The sequence below is a fragment of the Pseudomonas sp. 9.1(2019) genome, from assembly GCF_009910445.1.
In the GTDB taxonomy this organism is placed as follows: Bacteria; Pseudomonadota; Gammaproteobacteria; order Pseudomonadales; family Pseudomonadaceae; genus Aquipseudomonas; species Aquipseudomonas paraversuta.
Genome location: NZ_VBWF01000006.1, coordinates 530,263 through 553,244 on the forward strand (window position 1 = coordinate 530,263; position 22,982 = coordinate 553,244).

18 protein-coding genes and 1 pseudogene are annotated in these 22,982 nt (G+C 59.4%); 6 read left to right on the plus strand and 13 right to left on the minus strand.

The window, feature by feature from the left end; translation table 11 throughout:
• Window positions 1–8 precede the first annotated feature (8 nt).
• From FEZ21_RS12185 to FEZ21_RS12205, 5 genes are all read right to left on the minus strand, one after another.
• Window positions 9–2,777, minus strand: coding sequence for a malto-oligosyltrehalose synthase (locus tag FEZ21_RS12185; protein ID WP_160627231.1), 2,769 nt, complete (start codon window positions 2,775–2,777; stop codon window positions 9–11).
• On the minus strand, window positions 2,774–4,855 hold the full coding sequence (gene malQ / locus FEZ21_RS12190; RefSeq protein ID WP_160627233.1) for a 4-alpha-glucanotransferase: 2,082 nt from the start codon (window positions 4,853–4,855) through the stop codon (window positions 2,774–2,776). Before malQ ends, FEZ21_RS12185 begins: the two co-directional genes overlap by 4 nt.
• The gene (gene treZ / locus FEZ21_RS12195; protein ID WP_160627235.1) at window positions 4,848–6,659 is read right to left on the minus strand and encodes a malto-oligosyltrehalose trehalohydrolase; all 1,812 of its coding nucleotides are present in this window, start codon (window positions 6,657–6,659) and stop codon (window positions 4,848–4,850) included. The genes malQ and treZ overlap by 8 nt, the downstream gene beginning before the upstream one ends.
• Before the next feature lie 14 nt (window positions 6,660–6,673).
• A complete protein-coding gene (glgA, locus tag FEZ21_RS12200) occupies window positions 6,674–8,242 on the minus strand; it encodes a glycogen synthase GlgA (protein WP_003447579.1) in 1,569 nt (522 codons plus the stop codon).
• Between the two features lie 396 nt (window positions 8,243–8,638).
• On the minus strand, window positions 8,639–9,085 hold the full coding sequence (locus tag FEZ21_RS12205) for a DUF411 domain-containing protein (RefSeq protein ID WP_003447581.1): 447 nt from the start codon (window positions 9,083–9,085) through the stop codon (window positions 8,639–8,641).
• 176 nt (window positions 9,086–9,261) lie between these two features.
• On the opposite strand from FEZ21_RS12205, the gene FEZ21_RS12210 reads away from it, so the two are divergent.
• A complete protein-coding gene (locus FEZ21_RS12210) occupies window positions 9,262–10,047 on the plus strand; it encodes a helix-turn-helix transcriptional regulator (RefSeq protein ID WP_003447583.1) in 786 nt (261 codons plus the stop codon).
• 84 nt (window positions 10,048–10,131) lie between these two features.
• Window positions 10,132–11,091 (plus strand): zinc-binding alcohol dehydrogenase family protein, encoded by a 960-nt coding sequence (locus FEZ21_RS12215; protein ID WP_160627236.1) that lies wholly within the window; start codon window positions 10,132–10,134, stop codon window positions 11,089–11,091.
• A gap of 287 nt (window positions 11,092–11,378) precedes the next feature.
• Here the strand turns inward: FEZ21_RS12215 and FEZ21_RS12220 are convergent, their stop codons facing one another.
• Together FEZ21_RS12220 and FEZ21_RS12225 are read right to left on the minus strand one after the other, a co-directional pair.
• The gene (locus FEZ21_RS12220; protein ID WP_003447588.1) at window positions 11,379–12,032 is read right to left on the minus strand and encodes an HD domain-containing protein; all 654 of its coding nucleotides are present in this window, start codon (window positions 12,030–12,032) and stop codon (window positions 11,379–11,381) included.
• 32 nt (window positions 12,033–12,064) lie between these two features.
• Complete coding sequence (locus FEZ21_RS12225) at window positions 12,065–12,595, minus strand: DUF4946 domain-containing protein (RefSeq protein WP_010656090.1); 531 nt, start codon at window positions 12,593–12,595, stop codon at window positions 12,065–12,067.
• A 227-nt stretch (window positions 12,596–12,822) separates the two neighbouring features.
• On the opposite strand from FEZ21_RS12225, the gene FEZ21_RS12230 reads away from it, so the two are divergent.
• Entirely contained in the window at window positions 12,823–14,100 is a 1,278-nt protein-coding gene (locus FEZ21_RS12230) for a serine/threonine transporter (RefSeq protein WP_003447591.1), read from the plus strand.
• A 531-nt stretch (window positions 14,101–14,631) separates the two neighbouring features.
• On the plus strand, window positions 14,632–15,621 hold the full coding sequence (gene rfaD, locus FEZ21_RS12235) for an ADP-glyceromanno-heptose 6-epimerase (RefSeq protein WP_160627238.1): 990 nt from the start codon (window positions 14,632–14,634) through the stop codon (window positions 15,619–15,621).
• Between the two features lie 129 nt (window positions 15,622–15,750).
• Here the strand turns inward: rfaD and tal are convergent, their stop codons facing one another.
• The 3 genes from tal to ccoN form a co-directional block, all read right to left on the minus strand.
• Window positions 15,751–16,674, minus strand: a complete 924-nt coding sequence (gene tal, locus FEZ21_RS12240; protein WP_010656088.1) for a transaldolase — start codon at window positions 16,672–16,674, stop codon at window positions 15,751–15,753.
• Window positions 16,675–16,830: 156 nt separating this feature from the next.
• A complete protein-coding gene (locus FEZ21_RS12245; RefSeq protein ID WP_003447596.1) occupies window positions 16,831–17,058 on the minus strand; it encodes a hypothetical protein in 228 nt (75 codons plus the stop codon).
• A gap of 61 nt (window positions 17,059–17,119) precedes the next feature.
• Complete coding sequence (ccoN, locus tag FEZ21_RS12250; protein ID WP_003447597.1) at window positions 17,120–18,547, minus strand: cytochrome-c oxidase, cbb3-type subunit I; 1,428 nt, start codon at window positions 18,545–18,547, stop codon at window positions 17,120–17,122.
• Window positions 18,548–18,862: 315 nt separating this feature from the next.
• On the opposite strand from ccoN, the gene FEZ21_RS12255 reads away from it, so the two are divergent.
• On the plus strand, window positions 18,863–19,534 hold the full coding sequence (locus FEZ21_RS12255) for a DUF3313 domain-containing protein (protein WP_003447598.1): 672 nt from the start codon (window positions 18,863–18,865) through the stop codon (window positions 19,532–19,534).
• Between the two features lie 75 nt (window positions 19,535–19,609).
• On the opposite strand, the gene FEZ21_RS12260 is transcribed toward FEZ21_RS12255, so the two are convergent.
• The 3 genes and pseudogenes from FEZ21_RS12260 to FEZ21_RS12270 all read right to left on the minus strand — a co-directional run bounded on the left by FEZ21_RS12260 (window position 19,610) and on the right by FEZ21_RS12270 (window position 22,007).
• The gene (locus tag FEZ21_RS12260; protein ID WP_160627240.1) at window positions 19,610–21,049 is read right to left on the minus strand and encodes a DUF1254 domain-containing protein; all 1,440 of its coding nucleotides are present in this window, start codon (window positions 21,047–21,049) and stop codon (window positions 19,610–19,612) included.
• Window positions 21,046–21,207, minus strand: a complete 162-nt coding sequence (locus FEZ21_RS12265; protein ID WP_160627242.1) for a hypothetical protein — start codon at window positions 21,205–21,207, stop codon at window positions 21,046–21,048. Before FEZ21_RS12265 ends, FEZ21_RS12260 begins: the two co-directional genes overlap by 4 nt.
• 9 nt (window positions 21,208–21,216) lie before the next feature.
• Window positions 21,217–22,007, minus strand: a pseudogene (locus tag FEZ21_RS12270) (hypothetical protein).
• A 251-nt stretch (window positions 22,008–22,258) separates the two neighbouring features.
• On the opposite strand from FEZ21_RS12270, the gene tpx reads away from it, so the two are divergent.
• Window positions 22,259–22,759: a thiol peroxidase gene (tpx, locus tag FEZ21_RS12275; protein ID WP_003447601.1), complete on the plus strand. Its 501-nt coding sequence runs from the start codon at window positions 22,259–22,261 to the stop codon at window positions 22,757–22,759.
• Window positions 22,760–22,982 lie beyond the last annotated feature (223 nt).

Here is a 22,982-nt window from a genome sequence, read left to right on the forward strand (position 1 = left end):
TCCTGAACTCAAGGGTTGATCATGAGATTGACGGGGAAGGTATCGAGAGCATCGCAGACCCGCAGCGTCTTACTTTTAGTGACTACCGGTGTTTCAAAAAGTCCCTTTAATTTGAGGTTTAATCCGTCAAACGGTAAATCGATGCAGGTATCTGCCCAAATGGACTTTGAACTAAAGACGGGCGCCTGTTTTTGCAGGTCGGCGGCGCTCAAGCGTGGCACCACGATCACCGCCAGTTGATCCTGCCAGCGACGGGCAAATGCGAGTACTTGGGTGGCCCGCGGACCGCTTACCGTCAGCGGGATATAGCTGCCGCGACTGAACAGCTGCGGGTGGCGCGCGCGCAGATGCAGGGTGCGGGCAATCAATGCCTGTTTGATCGCACCACTGCGCCACTGCAGCAGCAGTTGGTCTTCACTCAAAGGGCTGGCAAGCAGTTGTTGGCGCTGTTCGAAGTCCACGGGCCGGCGGTTGTCCGGGTCCACCAGACTCAGGTCCCAGAGGTCGGTGCCCTGGTAGATGTCGGGAACCCCGGGGGTGGTCAGTTTCAACAGACATTGCGCCAGCCCGTTGACGGCCCCGGCACTGGCGATGTCTTCACAGGCCTGAAACAGTTCGGTGCGTAAAGCGAGCCCGGCCGGTTGCAGCAATAGTCGGGCAACAAAGGTTTTGACCCCTTGCTCATAGGCTTCGTCAGGGGCGTCCCACTGGCTCTCGAGCTTGGCTTCGCGCAAGGCCTTGAGTTGCCATTGCCAGATTCTGTCGTGGTATTGCTGCAGGCCCGGGGCATCGTCAAGCCGCAGATCCAGCGGCCAGGTACTGAGGATGATTTGATACAGGATCAACTCATCGCCGGGCGTCGGGCCACTGGCGTCTGCCCGCAGTGCCTGTGCCAGGGGGTGCCAGCGCTGCACGCACTGCACGTACCAGGCACTGCGCTCACTGAGTACGGCAAGGCGCGCGCGGCTGTCTTCGCCGCGCTTGTGATCATGGCTGGCGGTGGCCAGCAGGTTGTCCGGGAAGTGCTTTGAACGCTGCTCGCAGACGCGGTGAAAGTCTTCGCCCGGAGCACTGATACGTTCGGTACTGAAGCCGACATCGTTGCGCGACAACAATCGTCCATAGCGATAGAGCGCCGTGTCTTCCACGGCTTTGGCGGCAGTGGGCGAGGTCAGTTGCTGAAAACGCACACAGGCATGCTTGAGGCGTTTGCGTGAAAGGCCTGCAGGCCAGTTGCGCCAGGCAGCGCCCCCCAGCCACTGTTGCAAATTGGCCAGCACGGGCCAGTCGGCTTCACCCAACTGCTCCCGGGCGCCAGCCAGTGCCTGCTCAAAGAAGACCTCATCGGCCGCGCTGCGGCCGTTCGCGCCGATATAGATGCGGTACACCGGAAAATGCATCACCAGCGCTTCCAGAGCCCGGCGTATGGCGCCCAGGGTCAGGTCGCGGCTCATGATGTCGTCGCGGGCAACGTCCAGCAATGCCTGGGCCACGCTTGAAAAATCACCGGCAAGGGAACCGTTGAGGATCTGTTGGCGTGCCAGCAAGGCTTCGGCGTGAAAGTCGGCTGGTCGCTGGCTGAGGCCGGACCATAACTGCGCCAGGGGTTGCTCACCCTCGGGTTGATGCTGAAGCAGTGACACCTGATCCATGAATTCATAGCCGGTGGTGCCGTCGACACACCAGTCGCCGGGCAGCAGCTCGTCCATGGCGAGGATCTTTTCGACATAGATGGGTATATGCCGGCCCGGGCTCAGGCTATCTACCCGGCGGCGCAATTTGCGGCAATACCCGCGCGGGTTGGCCAGGCCGTCAATGTGATCGATGCGCAATCCGTCCACCAGGCCCTGTTCAATCAGCTGGAATATTTTGTCGTGGGTGGCATCGAAGACCCTGGAGCGCTCAACGCGCAAACCCGCAAGTTCGTTGACATCAAAGAAGCGGCGCCAGTTGATGTCGTCGGCGGCAGTGCGCCAGCTGGCCAGTCGGTAGGCCTGACGCTCAAGCAACTGGTGCAGGCGGGCAAAACCCTGGGCGTGGCGTGAATCGAAGTGTGACAACAGCTGCTGTATGGCGTCATCAGCGCCGGGCGACTGGCTGAATACGGCCAGTTGCTGTTGCAGCGCCAGGCCCTGTTCCCGGGGGCTGTCACTGTCTTTAAGCGCCGAAAATTGCTCTGCCAGCACCTGCAAGGGCTGCTGCGGGCTGTTGCCGAGGAGGGTGGCGTAGTGCAGCGGGCAAATGGGGAAATGATGGGTGCCATACTCTGCGTGAAAAGCGCCCGTGTCGGCATTGAAGCGCAAACGGATACTGCCTTCTTGCAGGCTTGCACCGTAGTCATTGCCCAGAAACGGCAGCAACAGCTGACCCTTTAGCAAGGGGTCGGAGGAGTGCCACTGGATGTCAAAAAACTCGGCGTACGGGCTGGCCCGGCCCCAGGCCAGAAGGTCTTGCCACCAGGCATTGTCAGACCCGCCCACGGCCATGTGATTGGGCACGATATCGAGGATCAGGCCCATGTCGTGGGCCCGCAGTTCGGCCACCAGACGCCGCAGCGCCGATTCGCCGCCCAGCGCCGGGCTGACGTGGGCCGGGTCCACCACATCGTAACCATGCATCGAGCCTGCGCGGGCGGTGAGCAAGGGCGAGGCATATAGATGGCTGATGCCCAGGCGCGCGAAGTAGGGCACCTGAAGCCGCGCATCATCCAGGGTGAAACCGGCATGCAATTGCACGCGCTGGGTCGCGCGCACGGGCACTGGCGGCTGGCCGTTCATTGATCGCGCTCCTGGGCTTGCAGTCGCGCGCAGGCGAGCAGTTCCAGGCGTCGGGCAACGTCTGCTGAATCAAGCAGGGTGTCGCAGTCCGCGGGAAGGCGTCGGCACCAGTTGGGGTGGCTGCTGATGGTCCCGGGCAGATTGGCCTGTTCTTGCAGGCCCAGGGCATCTTCGATGGGCAGCAGCACCAGCGGCGCGCGGGTATGTCCAAGGAAGCGGGCGCTGGCGTCGAGCACCTGGTCGGCCCCGGTGGATTCGTCCAGAAAATTCTGCCGGTCCTGACTCAGCGCCCGGTGCAGGCCATTACGTTCATGCTGGCGGTTTTCCCGCCAGTGGGCCTCGGTTGCCTGATCCACCATGCCCAGCCGGGCATTCCAGTCGATGTCGCGCTCCAGCCACCAGCCATTGAGGGTTGGCAGATCATGGGTGCTGGTGGTGGCCAGTGCGTTATCCGGCCAGTCCAGAATGGGCCGGAAATGGGCCCCGTAATCCTGTTCAAACAACAGCACGCGCATGCCCAGAATCGAGCGCTCGCTGAGTTTTTCGCGCAAGCCGTCGGGCACTGTGCCCAGGTCTTCGCCCAGGACAATGGCTTGATGGCGTACGGATTCCAGCGCCAGCAAGCGCAGCATGTCTTCGACCGGGTAGTACAGGTAGGCCCCTTCATGGGCCGGGGCGCCCAGGGGGATGACCCACAGGCGTTGCAGGCCCATTACATGGTCGATACGCAAGCCGCCGGCGTGGGCGAAGTTGGCCCGCAGCATTTCGATAAAGGCGCGGAAGCCGTTGCGCTTGAGGCCATCGGGGGAAAATGCGGAGATGCCCCAGCCCTGGCCCTGACGATTGAGCAAGTCCGGTGGAGCACCGACGGTGAGGTGCGCCAGCAGTTCATCCTGACGGCACCAGGCCTGGCTGCCGCCGCCATCGGCGCCCACCGCGAGGTCGGCGATCAGGCCAACCGCCATGCCGCTGTCGCGGGCGGCCTTTTGCGCCTGAGCCAGGCACCGGGCAATCAGCCACTGGCAAAAGGCGTAATAGCCGATGTTGTGGGCTTGTTCTTCGGCAAATATCAGCAGTGCCGGGCTGTCGGGATCGCGCCACTGTTCGGGCCACTGCCGCCAGTCCAGGCTTTGCTGCTCGGCCACATGCTGCGCCTGCAAGGCTTCGAACCGGCAGTGGTTTTCCAGGGCTTCACCGCCTTCGTCGCGAAACTGCAGGAAGTCGTCCAGCAGCGGCTGTTCACCGAGCAGGAAGTCTTCGTAGAGCTGGCGCAGCAGGGTTTGTTTGGCCAGGGTTGCCGCTGGCCAGTCAATCAGCGGCAGTTGCTCCAGCCGGTGCAGTTCGGGGGCAAGACCGCAGGTCTCGATGGCCCGTTGCACCGGGACCTCACCCAGTACGGTGGCGGGGGCGGCGTACAGGCTGTTGAGAAACAGCCGGCTGGAGGGTGAGTAGGGGCTGTAGCGATACGGGTCGCAGCTGAACATGGCGTGCATCGGGCTGATCGCCAGGGCATCGGCGCCACGCTCGCCGGCGGCCTGGGCAAAGTGCGCCAGGGCCCGGGTGTCGCCAAAGCCACCATCGCCCTGGCGTTTCAGGGCGTACAGTTGCGTGCTCAAACCCCAGGCCCGGGGTGTGGCACTGTTGACGGCGTCCGCCATGCTGTAGCACCGGGCCGGAGCTACGGCGAGGATGAAGTGCTGATCTTCGACCTGGGCCCGGTGATAACCCACCCCGATCATGCCGGGAAGCCAGGCGTCGGCGTCCAGTTGAATGTCCAGGGTGCCGCCGGTTTCCAGATGGATGACGCACTGGCTATGGGGGTTGAAATACCGCGCCAGGTTCAGGCTTTTACCCACGTCGGCAGTCAGCAGCGGCGGCAGGTGTTTGTTTTGCTGTTCCAGCTGCAGGTTAAGCAGGCTGGTTTCTATGGCTTCGGCCGTATCGGCAGGCAGACCGAGCCCGGCCAGTACCGCTCTCAGTGCGTGGGCCGGTACATGCTGGGGCGTCCCGTTGGCATCTACCCAGTCCACGGCCAGGCCGGCACGACTGGCCAGTATTTCAAGTTGCGCTTCACTCATGGGCGCTCTCCGGTGGGGGCGATTGACGGGGGGCGGCAAGCAGGCTGACCAACGCGCAATAGGGGGCCAGCAGATGCTGCTCGTGGAGTTGCGAGGCCACTTGGGGCTGGCTTTGAAACAAGATTTCGGTAGCAGGCGCCGGGGTGTGGAGCACCGCGCGGGAACTCAGATTGAGGGTGATGTTCAGCACGCTGCCGTCACCCATGCGCCAGTGAGCGGCCACGGCGCCTGCCGCCAGTACATGGGCCCCCAGGGATTGGGTTCCGGGCAGGCGCGCAATGATCGATTGATGGCGTATGCGCAGCAATTCTTGATAGAGCGCCAGCATGTTATTGCGCTGCCCGTCATCGACCCCGGGCACTGACGGGCGGGCATGGCTAAAGGTCGATAACAGATTGGGATCGGGAATTTCCGGCCCCTGGCTTATCGAGTTGAAGCTGCTGAAGTCGGCGAATTCCTTGCGTCGGCCCTCGGTGACGGCCTGGGCCAGTTCGCCGGTGTAGTCGGTGAAAAACAGAAAGGGCTCGGGCGCTGCACTTTCTTCGCCCATGAACAGCAACGGAATCATCGGCGATAACAGCAGCAAGGTGGTCGCGGCGCGCAAGGCCTGGGGCGGGCAAAGCTGATGCAGGCGATCACCCAGGGCGCGATTGCCGACCTGATCGTGATTTTGCAAGAACAGGACGAAGGCGGTGGGCGGCAAATGGCTGCTGGATTCACCCCGGGCATTGCCGTGGCGATCGTTCTGGCCTTGAAAGACAAAGCCCTGACTCAAGCAACGAGCCAGCTTTTGGGTGTTGTTTTCGACAAACTCGGAATAATAGGCGTCGGTTTCTGCCGTCAGCAGTACATGCAAGACGTTGTGCCCGTCGTCATTCCACTGTGCGTCGTAGTCTTTTTCCAGGAGAAAGGCCTGATTGGCCTCGTTTTCCAGGGTCAGCCACAGCTGTCGTTCCGGGCCTGCGCGCTGGCGTACATGCTGCGCCAATTCATGCATAAAACCCGGGTGATTGATTGCATGCACTGCATCCAGGCGCAGCCCGTCGCAGCGATATTCAAGCAACCACATCAGCGCGTTGCCGATGAAAAAGTCACGTACCTCACGGCGTTCGTAATTGATGCCGGCCCCCCAGGGGGTGTGGGCCTGCTCGTTGAAAAACGGGTTGGCATAGGTGGGCAAGTAATTGCCTTGCGGCCCGAAATGGTTGTAGACAACGTCCACTATGACCATCAGGCCCAGGCCATGGGCCTGGTCAATCAACTGCTTGAGTGCCTGGGGTGAGCCGTAGGTGTCATGGGGCGCGTACAGCAGGGCGCCGTCATAGCCCCAATTGCGTTCGCCGCTGAACTGCGCCAAAGGCATCAGTTCGATGCCGGTGATGCCCATTTGTGCCAGGCGCGGCAACAGCTTGGCCACTTCGGCATAGCCACCGAGCACGCCGACATGCAGTTCATAAATCACCGCTTCATGCCAGGGCCGGCCTTGCCAGTGGCGGTTGCGCCAGTGGTAATCATTGGGGTCGAGTACCACGCTGTAACCCTCGAGCCCGCCGTCCTGCGCCCGGGAGGCCGGGTCCGGCACCGTAAATTCGCCATTGATGCAGTAGCGATAACGGGTGCCCTTGGGGCAGGGGGCATCCAGCACAAACCAGCCCTGCGCCCGGGCCGGCATTGGCAGCGACCGGCCGTTATCCAGCTCAAGGCTGACCGAATGCGCATCCGGGGCCCAGAGGGTGAAGCGTGTGTGTTGCGCGTCCAGCAGGTGGGCGCCATGGGGCCAGCTTTGCAATGTCTGTGAAGGCATCGACTAAGGCCTCTTTAAAATTTGCCGGCGTTGCTCAGAGACGTGCTGACCAATTGTTCATAGAGTTCGGCGTAGGGTTCCACGGCCTTGCACCAGTTGAACGGCGCAGTCATGGCGCGGCATCGCATGGCATTGAGCAGGCCCGGGTAGGCAAACACCTTGAACGCCCGGCACAGGGCCTGCTGGTAGCTTTCGACAGTGGATTCATCGAACAAGAAACCGGTCACGCCATCGTCAATGGTGTCAGCCAGGCCGCCGGTATTGCGCGCCACGGGCAGCGAGCCGAAGCGTTGCGAGTACATCTGGCTCAAGCCACAAGGTTCATAGCGCGAGGGCATCAATAAGAAGTCGCTGCCGGCGAACATGCGGCGGGCGTCGGTTTCGTTGAATCCGATGCGCACGCCGACCTGTCCGGGAAAGCGCAGGGCCAGGTCGCGCATGGCCTGTTCTGCTTCGGGTTCGCCGCGCCCGATGATGCAAATCTGCCCGCCCGAGGCGACGATATACGCCGCCACGGCCTCGGTCAGGTCCAGCCCTTTCTGGTACACCAGACGCGACACCACGGCGAACAAGGGGCCTTTGGATGGTGTGAGGCCAAACAGGTTGCGCACGTGATCGGCGTTCAGGGCCTTGCCCTTCCAGTCGCCAATGCTGAACGGCGCGACCAGATGCGGATCGGTAGATGCTTCCCAGCTTTCATCAATGCCGTTGGGGATTCCGCTGAGCAGGCCCTGTTGGGTTTTGCTGGCCAGGAAACCATCAAGCCCGCAACCAAAGCTGGGGGTGGTGATTTCGGCGGCATAGGTGGCACTGACGGTGGTGATATGGCTCGAATAGGCCATCCCGGCCTTGAGAAATGACAATTTGCCATAAAACTCCATGCCATCCTGTTGCAGGGCATGGTCCGGAATGGCCAGCTCGGGGCAGCAGGCCCGGCTGAATACACCCTGATAGGCCAGGTTGTGGATGGTGAACAGGGTGGGGGTGCGCTGTCCGCGCCAATGCATATACGCCGGTGTCAGCCCGGCCGGCCAGTCATGGGCATGCACCAGATCGGGCTGCCAGTGAATTTGTGCCAGATTGGCCGCAATATCGGCCGCAGCCAGGCCCAGGCGGGCAAAGCGGATATGGTTGTCCGGCCAGTCACGGCCATTGTTGGCACCATATGGACTGCCTTCGCGCTCATACAGTTCGGGGCAGATCAGTACATAGATGACCAGCCCGTCCTTGAGGTCCATGCGCCCGATCTTGCATGGGGGCAAGGCTGCGTGACCGCTGAGTTCGCCGATGATATGGATCGGATTGTCGCTGTTTAGCACCTGGCGGTAGCCCGGAATCAGGACCCGCACATCATGCAGGTGGCGCATGGCCCGGGGCAGTGCGGCGGATACATCTCCAAGGCCGCCGGTTTTAACCAGATCAGCCAGTTCCGATGTGACAAACAGCACCTTCTTTTTATTGGGGTTGGCATTTCCTGCCGGCAGTACTGCCTTCCCTGCAGGGCCTGAATCTGACAGTGAAATCAGATTGGAGGCCTGCGGGTCAAGCCGATCATCTTGTTGGGAAGCAGCAGCACTGATCATGACTCTCTCCCTTTGTACTTATAGATTCACTTTGTCTGTCCGGCAGGGAAACAATCATTTCCTCAGGGGCGACATTCAACTCCAGATTGTTAAGCGGTTGACCACCGAAGCCATGGGCGCGCAGTCGGCTGACAGATCGCTGCAAGGAATGCACCACAAAGGGTGACTTGCCTTTAACTTGACCTGTAGCCAATGCAGAAGGTTCGGTTTATTTAAGCGCGAAAATCAAGCGTCGCAATTGCGACAGCCTCAAGTGTAGGAGGGATGCCGGGAGGCTGTGGGACAGGTGCCTGAAATAAGCGCCATAAGGTGGGGATTCGGCTGAGCGGTACGTCCTGGCAGCCAGGCGGTCTTGTCCGCAAACGCACCTGTTCGGTGCGTTTGCGCAGGCAGGGGTCAGTTGCCCGGATATTGCGCAATGACCTCATCACTGCCGTCGTTACGCAGACCTATCACCTGGTAGGCATCCTTGCGGTCGCCCATTTCCATGCCCGGGGAGCCCACCGGCATGCCCGGCACGGCAATACCCTTGAGGTCGTTGCGTTTGCTCAGGGCGACCACTTGATCGGCCGGCACATGACCTTCCACGAACTTGCCGTTGATCATGCCGGTGTGGCAAGAAGCCAGTCGCGGCTCTACGCCAGCCTGCTGTTTAAAGCTGCTCATGTCCGCTTCAACATGGTCATTTACCTTGAAACCATTGGCTTGCAGGTGGGAGATCCAGGTTTTGCAGCAGCCACAATTGGCATCGCGGTGAACATCGATGGTCAGTTGCTCGGCAGCCTGTGCCATTGAGGTCAGCAACAGGGCCGAAAGGGCGACAAGACGCAATGGGGTTTTCATCGGGTTTCTCTTAATCCAAAAAGTTTCAGCCTGAGTGCCGGGCACTGTCAGGCAGCTGATAACAAGATGACGATTTTGTCAGGTAGGGGCATTTTTGGTGCATTCAAGACCTCAGTCTGGTTGTCGAGCAGCAGCTTGGCTACCATGGCTCTTCACTTTTCTGACGTCTTCAGTTCATGGCACTTGCAGTCCCGCCTGATTTGTCTGATCCCGGCGTGCCGGTTCAGCCGTTGGCCCGTACCTATCCGCGTGGTTTATACATTGATCCCCATGAGCATGAATGGGGCCAATTGTTATATGCCATGTCCGGGGTGATGTGGGTCGACACCCCGGAGGAAGCCCTGGCGGTTCCGCCACAACGGGCGGTCTGGCTACCGCCGGGGGTGCCCCACGGGATCCGGGTGGTCTCGGACTTGCAGATGCGCAATATCTATCTGCCTCCGGCACTGGCCAGCACTCTGGACAGCACCGTGCAGGTGATTGAAGTCGGACGTTTGCTGCGCGAATTGATCATCAATCTGGTGGAGCAGGCTGCTGGGCAATCGTCCTACACCGAGGCTGTGCTCAATCTGACGCTGCTCGAGTTGCAACGCGCGGGGCGTACCTTGCTCAGGGTGCCAATGCCCGATACACCTGACCGGCGCCTGCTGAACCTGTGCCAGTCGGTAATGGCCAGCCCGACCCTGGATATTTCCTTCGAGCAACATGCGCAGAACGCCGGGGCCAGTGTCCGTACCCTGGCGCGGCTGTTTCAGATGGAACTGGGTACGGGCTTTGCGCAGTGGCGGCGCCAGGTGCAACTGGCGACCGCAGCTGCCGAACTGATTCAGGGGACTTGTGTCAGCCAGGTCGCACGCTCGCTGGGCTATTCCCCCAGCAGTTTTAGCGACATGTTCCGACGCGAGTTGGGGGTCAGTCCTTCGTTATATGCACTGCGCCAGGGCGCAGCAACGGCGGTTTGACCGATAGGCAGAAGGCTTTGGCCGATACCTGTCGGCTGTCGGTCATACACTGGGGGCATCAATACACCACCCAGAGGGCTGAGCATGAAAGCACTGCAATTCTCCAGAACCGGCGATCTGGCCGCACTGACCCTGGTTGAAGTGCCAACCCCCGTACCCGGTGCAGACGAGGTGCTGGTGCAGGTCAAGGCGGCCGGCCTGAACCCCAGCGATGTGAAGAATGTGCTCGGGCGTTTCCCCTACACCACCTTGCCGCGTATTCCGGGGCGTGACTTTTCCGGGGTGATTGTCGAGGGACCAGCGGCGCTGATGGGGCAGGAGGTATGGGGTACCGGCCAGGAACTGGGCTTCTATGGTGATGGTTCCCATGGGGATTTTTTGCGCTTGCCGGTTGCGGGAGTCGCGCTCAAGCCCCGCACATTGAGCTTTGTTCAGGCCGCCAGCCTGGGCGTGCCCTATACCACGGCATGGGATGCGCTACAGCGCAGTGATGTAGGGGCGGATACCTGTTTATTGGTGATCGGTGCCAACGGTGCTGTAGGCAGTGCCGCCATTGCGCTGGCGAAAGTACTCGGCGCCAGGGTGCTGGCTGCGGTGCGGCGCCCTGACCAGGCTCAAGTGCTACGGGAGCAAGGGATTGAAGTGATTGTGCTGGGCAAGCCCGAAGATCTGGCCGCTCAGGTCAGCGCAGTGTTCAGCGATGGTGCTGAAGTCATATTCGACACCACCGGGCACTGGCTGCCAGCGACCGTTGCGGCGTTGCGGATTTTTGGTCGTGTGGCCTTCATTGCTGCACCTCTGGACGGCCATGTGCACTTGCCGGCGCTGGCGCTGTATCGCAAGGGCGGCACGTTGATCGGGGTTAACTCGCTGCTTTACAGCTGTGGCGAGTGCGCCCGGATGCTTGATCAATTTGGCCAGTATTTCGACCAGGGCCTGCTGCCCGTGCCCCGTGGGCTGCAAGAAGCGCGGTTGGCAGACGGGTTGAGCAGTTATGCCGAGGTCAATGCAGGGACCTGCGCCAAAGTGGTGCTGATCCCGTAGGCGCACTGCCGGCCAAACCCTGTAGGAGCGAGCTTGCTCGCGATCTTTTTGCTGCGGTATCTGAGGCTGCAACAGCTCGCGAGCAAGCTCGCTCCTACAGAGGCGGGGGGTGGTGAAATTCTTGTAGGAGCGAGCTTGTCTCGCGATTTTTTTGCTGCGGTATCTGAGGCCGCAACAGCTCGCGAGCAAGCTCGCTCCTACAGAGGGTGGGGTTGGTGAAATTCTTGTAGGAGCGAGCTTGCTCGCGATTTTTTTGCTGCGGTATCTGAGGCCGCAACAGCTCGCTCCTACAGGCCGGCTATTTCATCCATGAAATCCTGCACAAACCATTCAAGGCGCTTATGTCTGATGGCTGCCAGTCGCGCACCTTCCGGGGTTTGAAAACCTGACGCCAGCTTGAGCAACTTGGTATGGAAATGCTCGAGGGTGTAACGCTTGTCCTGATACTCGCGTCCCGTCGCCTGCGGGTTTGTGAAGTCGTACAGCGCCGCCCCCATTCTTCCCGATACATAAAAGCAGCGTGCTACGCCGATCAGGCCGATGGCATCCAGGCGGTCACTGTCCTGCAGTATCTTTGCTTCCAGGGTGGCGGGCGTCAGTGCCGCGGAAAAACTGTGGGTCTGTACCGCGTGGGCCACTGCGTTCACTCGCGACTCGGGCCAGCCCAGCCCCGTCAGGATGGTCGCGGCTTTATTCGCAGACAGGGTTGAGGCCTGCGCCCGTAAAGGCGAATCCTTTTCCACTGCCACGCAGTCGTGCAGAAGGGTGGCGGCCAGGAGAATTTCCAGATCGCCGCCTTCCCTGGCCTGAATCACTTGTGCATTGGTCCACACACGGTGGATATGTGACAGATCGTGGGAGCCGTCCCCGTTGTCCTCCGCCAGCCAGGCCTGCAAGGTGTCGGCCAGAGCCTGAAAGGGAAAGAATGGCTGAGTGTTCACGGGGCAGGCTCCGGTCCGGACAGGTAAAGGGCTTATTGCGCCAGACGCAGGCTGGCACGGATCCCCAGTACTTCAGCTTCGTTGGCTTTGTAGCCGTCTGCAGGACCTGCGTAGGAAAGGGCATAGGCGTTGCTGTCATGGGTGGCGGCGACCAGGGTCTGGGTGATCACGTGGTTGCCGTTCTGGGTGATTTTGCAGGTGGTTTCCAATGCCTCCAGACCGCCCAGGGTGCTGCTGTGAATTTTGTTACAGGCACTCTGGTAGCCGGCGCCGGCGAAGTTCTTCTGCAAGGTCTTGCGCATCTGCAGCAGTACCGCTTCCATATTGACCTTGTGGTCAGGAGCCAATGTGGTCTGGGTAAGCTCCATCACCATCAACGGATCACCGTTGGGGTCATTTTTTACCGCCCGCTGGCGCTGGCCATTGTCATCGGGGGCAGGTGGCACGGCCTGCACCTCCCAGTCGCCGGGCCAGGTAATCGTCAGACTTTCGGCATTCGCCGTCGGCAGCGAAAGGGCGGCGAGAAGTCCGATGAGTGCGGTGTAACGGTGCGAAAAAGTCATGGGCGACAGGCCTTTAGAGCGGTTTCATGGCAAGCATAGTGTATCAATTAGTGTCCAGCTCTTGCTTTGGGATGGAAGATCATTTGTACCATTGCTCAGCTAAACCTTTGCTTCTTATGACTAATCCCGGAGAATCGCGCCCTTCTTACGGCCGGGGCGTTGTCTGTAAGGTGTGTTTTGTCCGCCCCGGCTGCGTGGTAACGACCGGCTAGCGGAGATTCGACCGGATGAATGACCAGGCTAACAGCGTCGATGAACGCTTTGACGCGGCACCCGCGACCCTCAGTCGCTGGAGTCGTCATGACACTACCTGGATGCTGGGCCTGTTTGGCACGGCCATTGGCGCAGGTACTTTGTTTTTGCCCATCAATGCAGGGCTTGGCGGCTTTTGGCCGTTGCTGATTCTGGCGTTGCTGGCGTTTCCGATGACGTTTTATGCTCACCGCGGTTTGACCCGCTTCGTACTCTCCGGACGCGAAGGCTCTGACATCACGGATGTTGTTGAAGAGCATTTCGGCTTGCGGGCCGGTGCATTGATCACGCTGCTGTATTTCTGTGCGATTTTTCCGATTCTGTTGATTTACAGCGTTGCTCTGACCAACACGGTCGGCAGCTTCATGCTCAATCAACTGCATGTCACACCACCACCCCGGGCGATTTTGTCGCTGGTGCTGATTCTCGGCCTGCTGGCCGTGGTGCGTTGCGGCGAGCAAGTGATAGTCAAGGCCATGAGCATGATGGTCTATCCGTTCATTGTCGCGCTGTTGTTTTTGGCGGTGTTTTTGATTCCCCACTGGAATGGCGGGATTCTGAGCACGGCGAGCACCTTGCCGGCGCCTTCAGCATTGCTGCACACCTTGTGGCTGGCGATTCCGGTGATGGTGTTTTCGTTTAACCATTCGCCGATCATCTCGGCCTTTGCCGTTGATCAGAAGCGCCGTTATGGGGCGAACGCCGATGAGCGCAGCTCGCAGATCCTGTCCCGCGCCCACCTGTTGATGGTGGCAATGGTGCTGTTCTTCGTCTTCAGCTGCGTGCTCACCCTGTCACCTGAGCAGCTGGCTGAAGCCAAGGCGCAGAATCTGTCGATCCTGTCCTACCTGGCCAACCACTTCAGCAACCCGACCATTGCCTTTGCCGCCCCGTTGATTGCCTTTGTAGCGATAGCCAAATCGTTCCTGGGTCACTACATCGGCGCCAGCGAAGGTCTTAAAGGCCTGGTCCTGAAGACCGGCAAGCGCCCGGCAGCGAAAGCCCTGGACCGCATGACCGCAGCGTTCATGCTGATAGTGTGCTGGGCAGTAGCAACGCTCAACCCAAGCATTCTGGGAATGATCGAAACTCTGGGCGGCCCGGTGATCGCGGCCATTCTGTTCCTGATGCCGATGTACGCGATTCGTCGGGTACCAGCCATGCGCCAGTACTCGGGCAAGATCTCCAACGTGTTTGTCACCGCCGTTGGCCTGGTAGCAATTTCGTCGCTGGTTTACTCGCTGATTCCTTGATTCAGCTCCGCCCGTCGCTGCCATTCCGGGCGGCGCCGGGCGGGTGATTGTCCCTCGCAAGCCGTTCAAGGCTTGAGTCTGGCAAGCGCACCGAGGGTTCCCGTGGGCCATCCCCGTCGAACCCACTGCCGTTGCATGCAGACCTTCATACCCTCTATAGCGACCATACGGCTGGCTGTTGATCTGGCTGCGCCGGCGCCTGCGCGCTATTACGGCGATCCGCGTAACACATCCATACGTCTTATGCGTCTTCTGCGTCTTCTGTAGGAGCGAGCTTGCCTCGCGAGCTTCTGGCGATTCGAAGGACTGCGCAGGAAAAGCTCGCGAGGCAAGCTCGCTCCTACAATGAATGCGTGAATGCGTGAATGGCTGAATGAATGGTTGAGCGGCAATCGAATCTCGGCGCTGTGGTCCGTGTGCCGTATGTCACGTTCGGCTATGTCACTCACTTGCGCGCTTGATCTGCATCAAGGCTGTCGGCCCGCACCGGCATAGCCTGAGCCCAAGCCATATTCCAGGAGGTAGTGACAGATGAGCATCATCGTAACCGGGGCCGCCGGTTTTATCGGCAGTAACCTGGTAAAGGCACTCAACCGGCGCGGTGAGCGTGACATCATTGCCGTGGACGATCTGACCGATGGCGACAAGTGCCGCAATCTGGCGGACTGCGATATCGCGGACTACATCGATAAACGCGAGTTCGTGCATCGTTTTTCCAATCGTCAGTTGGGCGATATACGCGCCGTTCTGCATCAGGGCGCGTGCTCCAGTACGCTGGAACGTGACGGCCGGTTGATGATGGAGAACAACTACCGCTACAGCTGTGACGTGCTGCAAGCCTGTCAGGAGCAAGCGACGCCCTTTATCTATGCCTCTTCGGCAGCGGTCTATGGCGCCAACCGGGACTTTCGCGAAGTTCGCGAGTGTGAGCGGCCGTTGAATGTCTACGCCTACTCAAAATTCCTCTTCGATCAGCATGTGCGGCAATTGTCGGGCAAGGCGCGCAGCCAGGTGGTGGGGTTGCGTTACTTCAATGTGTTCGGCCCCCGCGAGCAACACAAAGGCCGTATGGCTTCGATGGTGCGGCATTGTTTCAATCAATACCGCGACCACGGGCATGTCGAGTTGTTCGGTGAGTACGGCGGCTATCCGGCAGGCGGGCACATGCGTGATTTTGTTTCGGTGGAGGATGTGGTCAAGGTCAATCTGCACTGGCTGGATCACCCGCAAACCAGTGGCATTTTTAATCTGGGCAGCGGTGTGGCCCGCTCATTCAACGAGCTGGCGCTGGCAACGATCAACTGTTTGCGTGGAGCGCAGGGCCGGCCTTCCCTGACCCTGGAAACTGCAGTGCTTGAAGGGGTGTTGCGCTACTGCGAGTTCCCCGAAGAGCTCAAGGGCAAGTATCAGGTCTACACCTGCGCCGACTTGAGCCGGCTGCGCGAAGCGGGTTATGAGGAACCGATGTCGGGGCTGGAGGCGGGAGTGGAGGGGTATTGCAGGAGTCTGCTGACTTGCTGAGTTACCGGGGGGCTGCCATCGCGGGCAAGCCCGCTCCCACAAGATAAGCGCAGCTTCTGTCGCTGGGCCCGCTCCTGCAGGTTGTGTGCAGCTTCTGTAGGAGCGGGCATTGCGCGGTCTGTTGCGGGATTACCTGGCCGTCAACAACGCCTCTAGCTTTTCCTGGTCACGGGCGAACTGGCGGATGCCTTCGGCCAGTTTTTCGGTGGCCATTGCGTCTTCGTTCGAGGCCCAGCGGAACTGCGCTTCGTTCAGGCTCTGGCGCGGTTCGCCCTGATGCCCAGGGCTCAATTTGCGCTCCAGTTTGCCTTCGTCCAGGGCCAGTTTTTCCAGCAGGTCCGGGCTGATGGTCAGACGGTCGCAACCGGCCAGCTGTTCGATCTGGTTCAGGTTGCGGAAGCTGGCACCCATGACCACGGTCTTGTAGTCATTGGCTTTGTAGTAGTTGTAGATGCGGGTCACGGACTGCACACCCGGATCATCGGATCCTGTGTAGTCAATGCCGGTGGACTTCTTGTACCAGTCGTAAATACGGCCCACGAACGGCGAAATCAGGAACACCCCGGCATCGGCACAGGCTGCGGCCTGGGCAAACGAGAACAACAGGGTCAGGTTGGTCTGGATGCCGTCATTTTCCAGTTTTTCGGCGGCACGGATGCCTTCCCAGGTCGAAGCGAGCTTGATCAGTACCCGGTCGCGGCCCACGCCGGCCTTGTCGTAAAGCTCGACCAACTGGTTGGCCTTTTTCAGCAAGGCAAATTCGTCGAACGACAGGCGGGCATCGACCTCGGTCGAAATACGGCCCGGAATGACCTTCAAGATACCGCTACCCACCGAGACCGCGAAGTGGTCGCAGGCCAGGCCGACATCACCGTTGGCGTGGGCGATGGCATTTTTCAGCAGCTCGGCATAACCCGGCATGGCTGCGGCTTTGAGCAGCAGGGATGGATTGGTCGTGGCATCAACGGGTTTGAGGCGGGTAATTGCGTCGAGGTCGCCGGTGTCTGCGACCACGGTGGTGAACTGCTTGAGTTGTTCCAGCTTGGAAGTCATGAGCGTCTCTGTCGGAAAAGGTGTTAATGGCTGTAAAGATTGAGTGCGGTGTCGATCAAAAGTTCGTTAAACCCAGGCTGGCAGAATGCCGCCGAATACCTTGGTAGTGCAACTGATCGTGCGATTTAATCTGCCTCAGCAGCCATTTACCTCGATTCAGAGTTCCAGCGTGTACCGGTCTGGCTCGCGGCTTTGCTCACTCATCTGTACTGCGTTGATGGTTTTGCCCGTGGCCTGCTCAACCCGGCGCGCCACTTCAGGGTCGTCGGCAAAGGGAATCAGGCTGGCTTCGTCGATATCGGTCGCGGTTTTATGTTTCAAACACCAGCTAATGGCGCAATAGAGGCTGATGACGGCTGCGCTATTGAGGGCTATTTCGATCATGTCCGGCACTCCTTGTCGAAAGCACCCGATACCGGTCCGGCGACCTGCATCGGGTTGTTGGTCAGGCTATCTGAGCCGTCAGTTCGGCTTGCTTGAGGTCGGCCACGCGCACTGTTCGCCACAGGTTCCAGCACATCAACAGCATGCCGCTGAGGAAGAACAGCCCGCCCACCAGACGTACGACGTAGCCCGGGTGGCTGGCGCTCAGCGACTCCACGAACGAATAGGTCAGGGTGCCGTCATCGTTGATCGCGCGCCACATCAGGCCCTGGGTGATGCCGTTGACCCACATCGAGGCGATGTACAGCACGGTGCCGATGGTCGCCAGCCAGAAGTGCAGGTTGATCAGCCCGATGCTGTACATCTGCTCGCGGCCGAAGATCTTGGGAATCATGTGATAGAGCGCGCCGAAAGTGATCATCGCCACCCAGCCCAGGGCCCCGGCATGGACGTGGCCGATGGTCCAGTCGGTGTAGTGGGACAGGGCATTGACGGTCTTGATGGCCATCATCGGCCCTTCAAAGGTCGACATGCCGTAGAACGCCAGTGACAGCACCAGAAACCGCAGGATCGGGTCGGTGCGCAATTTATGCCAGGCCCCGGAGAGGGTCATCATGCCGTTGATCATGCCGCCCCAGCTGGGAGCCAGCAGGATGATGGACATGGCCATGCCCAGCGACTGGGCCCAGTCCGGCAGTGCGGTGTAGTGCAGGTGATGGGGGCCGGCCCAGATATAGAGGGTAATCAGGGCCCAGAAATGCACGATGGACAGGCGATAGGAATAAATCGGCCTGCCGACCTGTTTCGGCACGAAGTAGTACATCATCCCGAGAAAGCCGGTGGTCAGGAAAAAACCTACCGCGTTATGCCCATACCACCACTGCACCATGGCATCGGTGGCTCCGGCATACACGGGATAAGACTTGAACCAGTCCACCGGAATCGCCAGGTGGTTGACCACGTGCAGCATGGCGATGACCAGAATGAAGGCGCCAAAAAACCAGTTGCCGACATAGATATGTCTGGTTTTGCGCTGCACCACGGTAGTAAAGAACACGATGGCGTAGGCGACCCAGACCACCGTCAGCCACACGGCACCGGTGAATTCTATTTCGGCGTATTCCTTGGTGGTGGTATAGCCCAGCGGCAGGGTGACCAGCATGATCACAATTACCGATTGCCAGCCCCAGAAGGTAAAGGCTGCCAGCTTGTCCGAGAATAACCGTACCTGACAGGTGCGCTGCACCGCGTAGTAGCTGGCGGCAAACTGTGCGCTGCCGGCAAAGCCGAAAATCACCAGGCTGGTGTGCAACGGTCGCAGGCGGCCGAAGGTGGTCCAGGGCAAATCCAGGTTCATTTGCGGCCAGACCAGTTGCGAGGCGATCCATACGCCCATGGCCATGCCGACCACCCCCCACACCACGGTCATGATGGCGAATTGGCGGACGACCTTATAGTTATAGGCCTGCCCGTTTAGTGCTGTGCTCATGCTCAAGTCTTCCACGGTTCAAAGTCCTGCCAGGCCTGGTGGTCTGGCGCTGGGTGAACTCTAGGAAGTTGGCAGGAAACAAGACAGATTCAGGGGGGGAGAATTAATACGGAGCAGATTTAGCGGCATATTTAAAAGTGTTTTTTAAAATCTGATCTGGTTTTTAGCCGATTTACATTTTTTAAATACTTCTGAGCTGTACTGTTTTCCCTCTGTGTCTCGGGAAAATTGGTCGGCGAAGCAGCGCTTTTTCCGCAGATTAGCTATACATAAATCCGGCACACAAATAGTTACGTTCTCCACAGGAGTTACAGAATGAAGCTCGGACTGATGATTAGTACGTTGTGTATTGCCTCGATCGGGGTAGTGGGCTGTGCAAGCAAGGTCCAGCAGCCGGATGAATACTCCGGTTTTTTGAAGGATTACAGTCGCCTTAAAGAAGCCAAATCGCCTTCGGGCGCCGAAGTGATGCGCTGGATCGATCCCAAGCTGAATATTAACCAGTACACCAGCGTCTATATCGAGCCAAGCCAGCTCTACCCGGCGCCGAAGCCGACGGAGAAGATTCCGCAAAGCACGTTGAACGGCATTACCCGCTACTACGATCAAGCACTCAAGCGTGAACTCAGCAAATCATTGCCACTGGCCAGCGCCCCCGGGCCGGGCGTGATTGTGGTGCGACCGGCGATCACTGCCGTGAGCAGCGAGACCGAGAGCCTGGCACCTTACGAATATATTCCGGTAGCGCTGGTGGCGGCGGCGGTCAGTACGGCGTCGGGCATTCGCGATCAGGAAACCCAGCTGGCAACCGAAGCCGTATTCATTGACGGGCAGAGCCAGGACGTAGTGGCGCAGGTGGTGCGCAAAGGCACCGGCAAACCGCTGGAGAACAGCAGCCAGCAAATGAAGACCGACGATGTGAAAAAAGTGATAGATGGCTGGGCATCAGATCTTCATCAGTCGTATTTGAAACTGAAGAGCCAGTAAGCTCCGGGATCTGCAACTGAGTGCGGGCAAAACAGTTTCAGCACCCCGGCTTGCCGGGGTGCTGCAGGTTACAGCTCAGGGTGCTACAGGTGTCAGCAAGGGCATTTTCCATTGCCCGTCGGCAAGTTCAGGCTTGGGCATATAAATACGCAGTACGCCGTAAAACGGCCCGTCAGGCGCCGGCAACCAGTTGTTTTGCAGATCCCCGGCCGGGGGTTGAGGCTGGAGGTACAGGGTCACACCGCCATCTGCGTCGCGCTTGAGATCGGGCAACATGCGCGAATTGATCAGGTAGCGATCCAGCGGGTTGTCCACCAGCAATTTGCTTTTGCCGTCATACATTGTCAGCGACCAGAAGGCATTGGCAGGGGGCAGGGCATTTTTGTCAAAGTGCAAGGTATAGCGCTGTCTGGAGCCGTCCAGGGGGCGGCCCTGATTGTCGACGAAATAGCCGATGTAATCGGCCTCTTCGGCAGAGTTACCAAAGATCCCCATATTGGCCCCCGCATAACGGTACACGTAGTTGTTTTTCAAGTGCTCGCGGGAGCCGAACAGGTCTCCACTGCTGATCTTGTGCGTGTCGACCTGCTCTTTCTTGAACTGCTGGAATTCGGCTTTACCTGCTGCAATTCCTTCTTCCAGGGCCTTGCGTTGCTCGGCGGACAGCTGGCCCGTTGCATAGGGCAGGCCCGGTTCAATGCCAATTTTTTTGAAGCGCTCGCGTAATGCCGTTTCACCGGGCTGCGGCTCGGCAAATGCGAGCATGAAATTCAAGTAGTTGAACAGCTCGGGGCTGTCACTCATGTTCGCCACGGGGGCCGGCCAGTCAATGGCTGCAGACAGCGGCGGGGCGGGTTGGCCGAGGAACTGGCTCAAGGGTTGCACTGTGTAACCGCGCTGGATTTCCTTGACCCTGGGCAGGTCTTTTTCATCAAACAGCTGGGTCCGGTACAGGCCGTAGGCAATTTCGCTTTCGCTGGGAATCACGGCCTCGATACCGGCCGGTTTCTCACCTTGCCAGCCCGGCCCGACAATCAGGAAGTTCCCGCCTTTGTTGCCCGTGGTACGGCTACCGAGGTAGGCGAAGTTTTGCGTGTACAGGTCGATCAACTGCGTGGAGTAGTAACGACCGTCTTCAATTGCCGGCAGCGTCAGCACCAGCGGCTCGGCTCGCAGGTCCATCCATAGAAATGAATAGGGCGTGTCCGAATTGGGGGGCACGAAAGCGCTGTCTTTGGGGCTGAACACCATGGCGGTGTTGCCGATGTCATTGAACGGCGCCTTGAAGTCCTTGCCGCCTTGGTCCACGGCCTGGGCGTAGAGGGTTTTGTACATCTCCACCACCGGGAAACCATACAGATAGGCTTCTCTGGCGATGCTTGTGGCCTCTGCAGGCGACGCGCTGAAGTTCATGGCTGATACCTGGGTTGTCATCAGTGACAGGCAGGCTGCCAGGGCATAAACGGGGGGCTTGAGGTACCTGGCAAAGTCCCTGACTGTGGATTGACTGCTCATGACAGCAACCTGATGTCATCGGGTTTCCAGCTTTTATCGAGGCAAGCGCCGGTCTGGGCGAAGGTTTTGCCCTGTTCCAGGCCTGGAGTGGCCAGCATGACGTGGGCGTGCTCCCGGGGCCGGGCGCTGAAGCCAGAAGCACGAAGCTGCGAATTCATGAAATTTCCTTATTTTCCGAAGGTGACATTAATGCCGGCGAACAGTGTGAATTGCGGCAAGTCATCGCCTTTGCGTTCCACTGTCCATTGTGGTTCCAGGTAGGCGTTGAGGATGTTGCCCCCGGCTTTCCATGCCTTGCCGAAACCCAGGCCGACGGGGATATAGTGGATGTTGTTTTTCAGGTCATAGGTCCAGGTGCCGGTGGAGCGCAAGTACCAGCCCTTTGGCAGGTTGTGGATGATGAACGGCTGGAAGGTGGCGCTCTCGACATGCTGGCGATCACTGTGACCGGCAAAAGAGCTTTGATACTGCACCAGTGCCCCCAGCAGGCCACGGGATGAGGCATCTATGGCATCGCTGCCAGCCCCGCTTGCCATTTGCCGGTGCCCAGTTCGTCATGCTCGGCAGTGGGCGCCGTAATTTGCGGGCCGATGCCCAACTGCACGCCATCGGTCTTGAGCAGGAAAATATCGAACAGGTTGAGATCGCCCATACCGGTGCTGTAACCACTCCTGGGGTCGGGGCGGGTGCTGATGGGCAGGGTGGCACGCAACAGTTGCGGTACGCCGATAAAGTCGTTCGGGGCGACGGGCAGGGCGCCGCGCAGCAGGGCGTCATTGGTGTGGATATTGCTGTCGTAGACCCGGGGCGTGTAGTAGTCCTGCAGGTTCAGGCCCGGGGCCAGGCTCAGTGGGTTGTTACTTTTGTTGGCTATATCGGGATTGTCTGCCAGGGCAGCAGTGACAGGGGCCAGGGCCAGGGTCAGTAAGAGTCCCGAAGCAAGGTGTGTCTTAGCCATGAGCGTCCAATTCCCTGGAAGTCTTAAGAATGCAGCGCTAGGAAGCTAGCAGCAAATGGCGCGACTGCCAGTTCCCGGGGTCTGCTGCCGGGTACTGTTTTGCTCGAGGCCGGGCATTTTTGGAATTTTTCAGTACCGGCACGGTCTTTTTGTTCCGCGGCCCATGACATTTTACCTGCGGGCCGTAGGTCGGCTGCCTGATTCGTGTTTAACTCCGGCTTCTTCAAAAACCGTTAAGAAGGACATCGTTCATGGCTCAAGTGACGCTTAAAGGCAACCCTGTTCAAGTCAAAGGCGAACTGCCGGCAGTAGGCTCCAAGGCGCCGGCGTTTTCGCTGGTAGCAGGTAATTTGTCCGATGTGACGTTGGCCAGCTTTGCTGGTAAACGCAAAGTGCTGAACATCTTCCCGAGTGTTGATACGCCAACTTGCGCGACTTCGGTGCGCACCTTCAACACCAAGGCCAACGATCTGGAAAACACCGTGGTGCTGTGCATCTCGGCTGACCTGCCGTTCGCCCAGGCCCGTTTCTGCGGTGCCGAAGGTCTGGAACACGTACAGAACCTGTCGACCCTGCGCGGCCGTGAGTTCATCGAGAACTACGGCGTGGCAATTGCTGACGGCCCGTTGGCTGGCCTGACTGCCCGTGCGGTAGTCGTGCTGGACGAAAACGACAACGTGCTGCACAGCGAACTGGTTAAAGAAATCGCTGAAGAGCCGAACTACGAAGCAGCCCTGGCTGTTTTAAAGTAAGTCGCAACGCTTCAGCAAAAACGGCCGGGCATTTAATGCCCGGCCGTTTTTTTGTGGGCTGCTACAAATAACGCTGCAGGCGTCGAGCCCGGCCAGTGTCAATGTCACAGCCGTCGGTTAAAACCGAACCGCTCCGACTGCTCCGGCAGGCGATTCACAGGATTCTGGGGCAAACCCGTGGCCTTGACAGCGCTATAACGTAAATACCCGGTAAAGAACCTTT

Bases quoted from the DNA above. Each gene is read 5' to 3' on its own strand.
- FEZ21_RS12185 (WP_160627231.1), bottom strand. From the start codon at position 2,777: ATGAACGGCCAGCCGCCAGTGCCCGTGCGCGCGACCCAGCGCGTGCAA.
- malQ (WP_160627233.1), bottom strand. From the start codon at position 4,855: ATGAGTGAAGCGCAACTTGAAATACTGGCCAGTCGTGCCGGCCTGGCC.
- treZ (WP_160627235.1), bottom strand. From the start codon at position 6,659: ATGCCTTCACAGACATTGCAAAGCTGGCCCCATGGCGCCCACCTGCTG.
- glgA (WP_003447579.1), bottom strand. From the start codon at position 8,242: ATGATCAGTGCTGCTGCTTCCCAACAAGATGATCGGCTTGACCCGCAG.
- FEZ21_RS12205 (WP_003447581.1), bottom strand. From the start codon at position 9,085: ATGAAAACCCCATTGCGTCTTGTCGCCCTTTCGGCCCTGTTGCTGACC.
- FEZ21_RS12210 (WP_003447583.1), top strand. From the start codon at position 9,262: ATGGCACTTGCAGTCCCGCCTGATTTGTCTGATCCCGGCGTGCCGGTT.
- FEZ21_RS12215 (WP_160627236.1), top strand. From the start codon at position 10,132: ATGAAAGCACTGCAATTCTCCAGAACCGGCGATCTGGCCGCACTGACC.
- FEZ21_RS12225 (WP_010656090.1), bottom strand. From the start codon at position 12,595: ATGACTTTTTCGCACCGTTACACCGCACTCATCGGACTTCTCGCCGCC.
- FEZ21_RS12230 (WP_003447591.1), top strand. From the start codon at position 12,823: ATGAATGACCAGGCTAACAGCGTCGATGAACGCTTTGACGCGGCACCC.
- rfaD (WP_160627238.1), top strand. From the start codon at position 14,632: ATGAGCATCATCGTAACCGGGGCCGCCGGTTTTATCGGCAGTAACCTG.
- tal (WP_010656088.1), bottom strand. From the start codon at position 16,674: ATGACTTCCAAGCTGGAACAACTCAAGCAGTTCACCACCGTGGTCGCA.
- FEZ21_RS12245 (WP_003447596.1), bottom strand. From the start codon at position 17,058: ATGATCGAAATAGCCCTCAATAGCGCAGCCGTCATCAGCCTCTATTGC.
- ccoN (WP_003447597.1), bottom strand. From the start codon at position 18,547: ATGAGCACAGCACTAAACGGGCAGGCCTATAACTATAAGGTCGTCCGC.
- FEZ21_RS12255 (WP_003447598.1), top strand. From the start codon at position 18,863: ATGAAGCTCGGACTGATGATTAGTACGTTGTGTATTGCCTCGATCGGG.
- FEZ21_RS12260 (WP_160627240.1), bottom strand. From the start codon at position 21,049: ATGAGCAGTCAATCCACAGTCAGGGACTTTGCCAGGTACCTCAAGCCC.
- FEZ21_RS12265 (WP_160627242.1), bottom strand. From the start codon at position 21,207: ATGAATTCGCAGCTTCGTGCTTCTGGCTTCAGCGCCCGGCCCCGGGAG.
- tpx (WP_003447601.1), top strand. From the start codon at position 22,259: ATGGCTCAAGTGACGCTTAAAGGCAACCCTGTTCAAGTCAAAGGCGAA.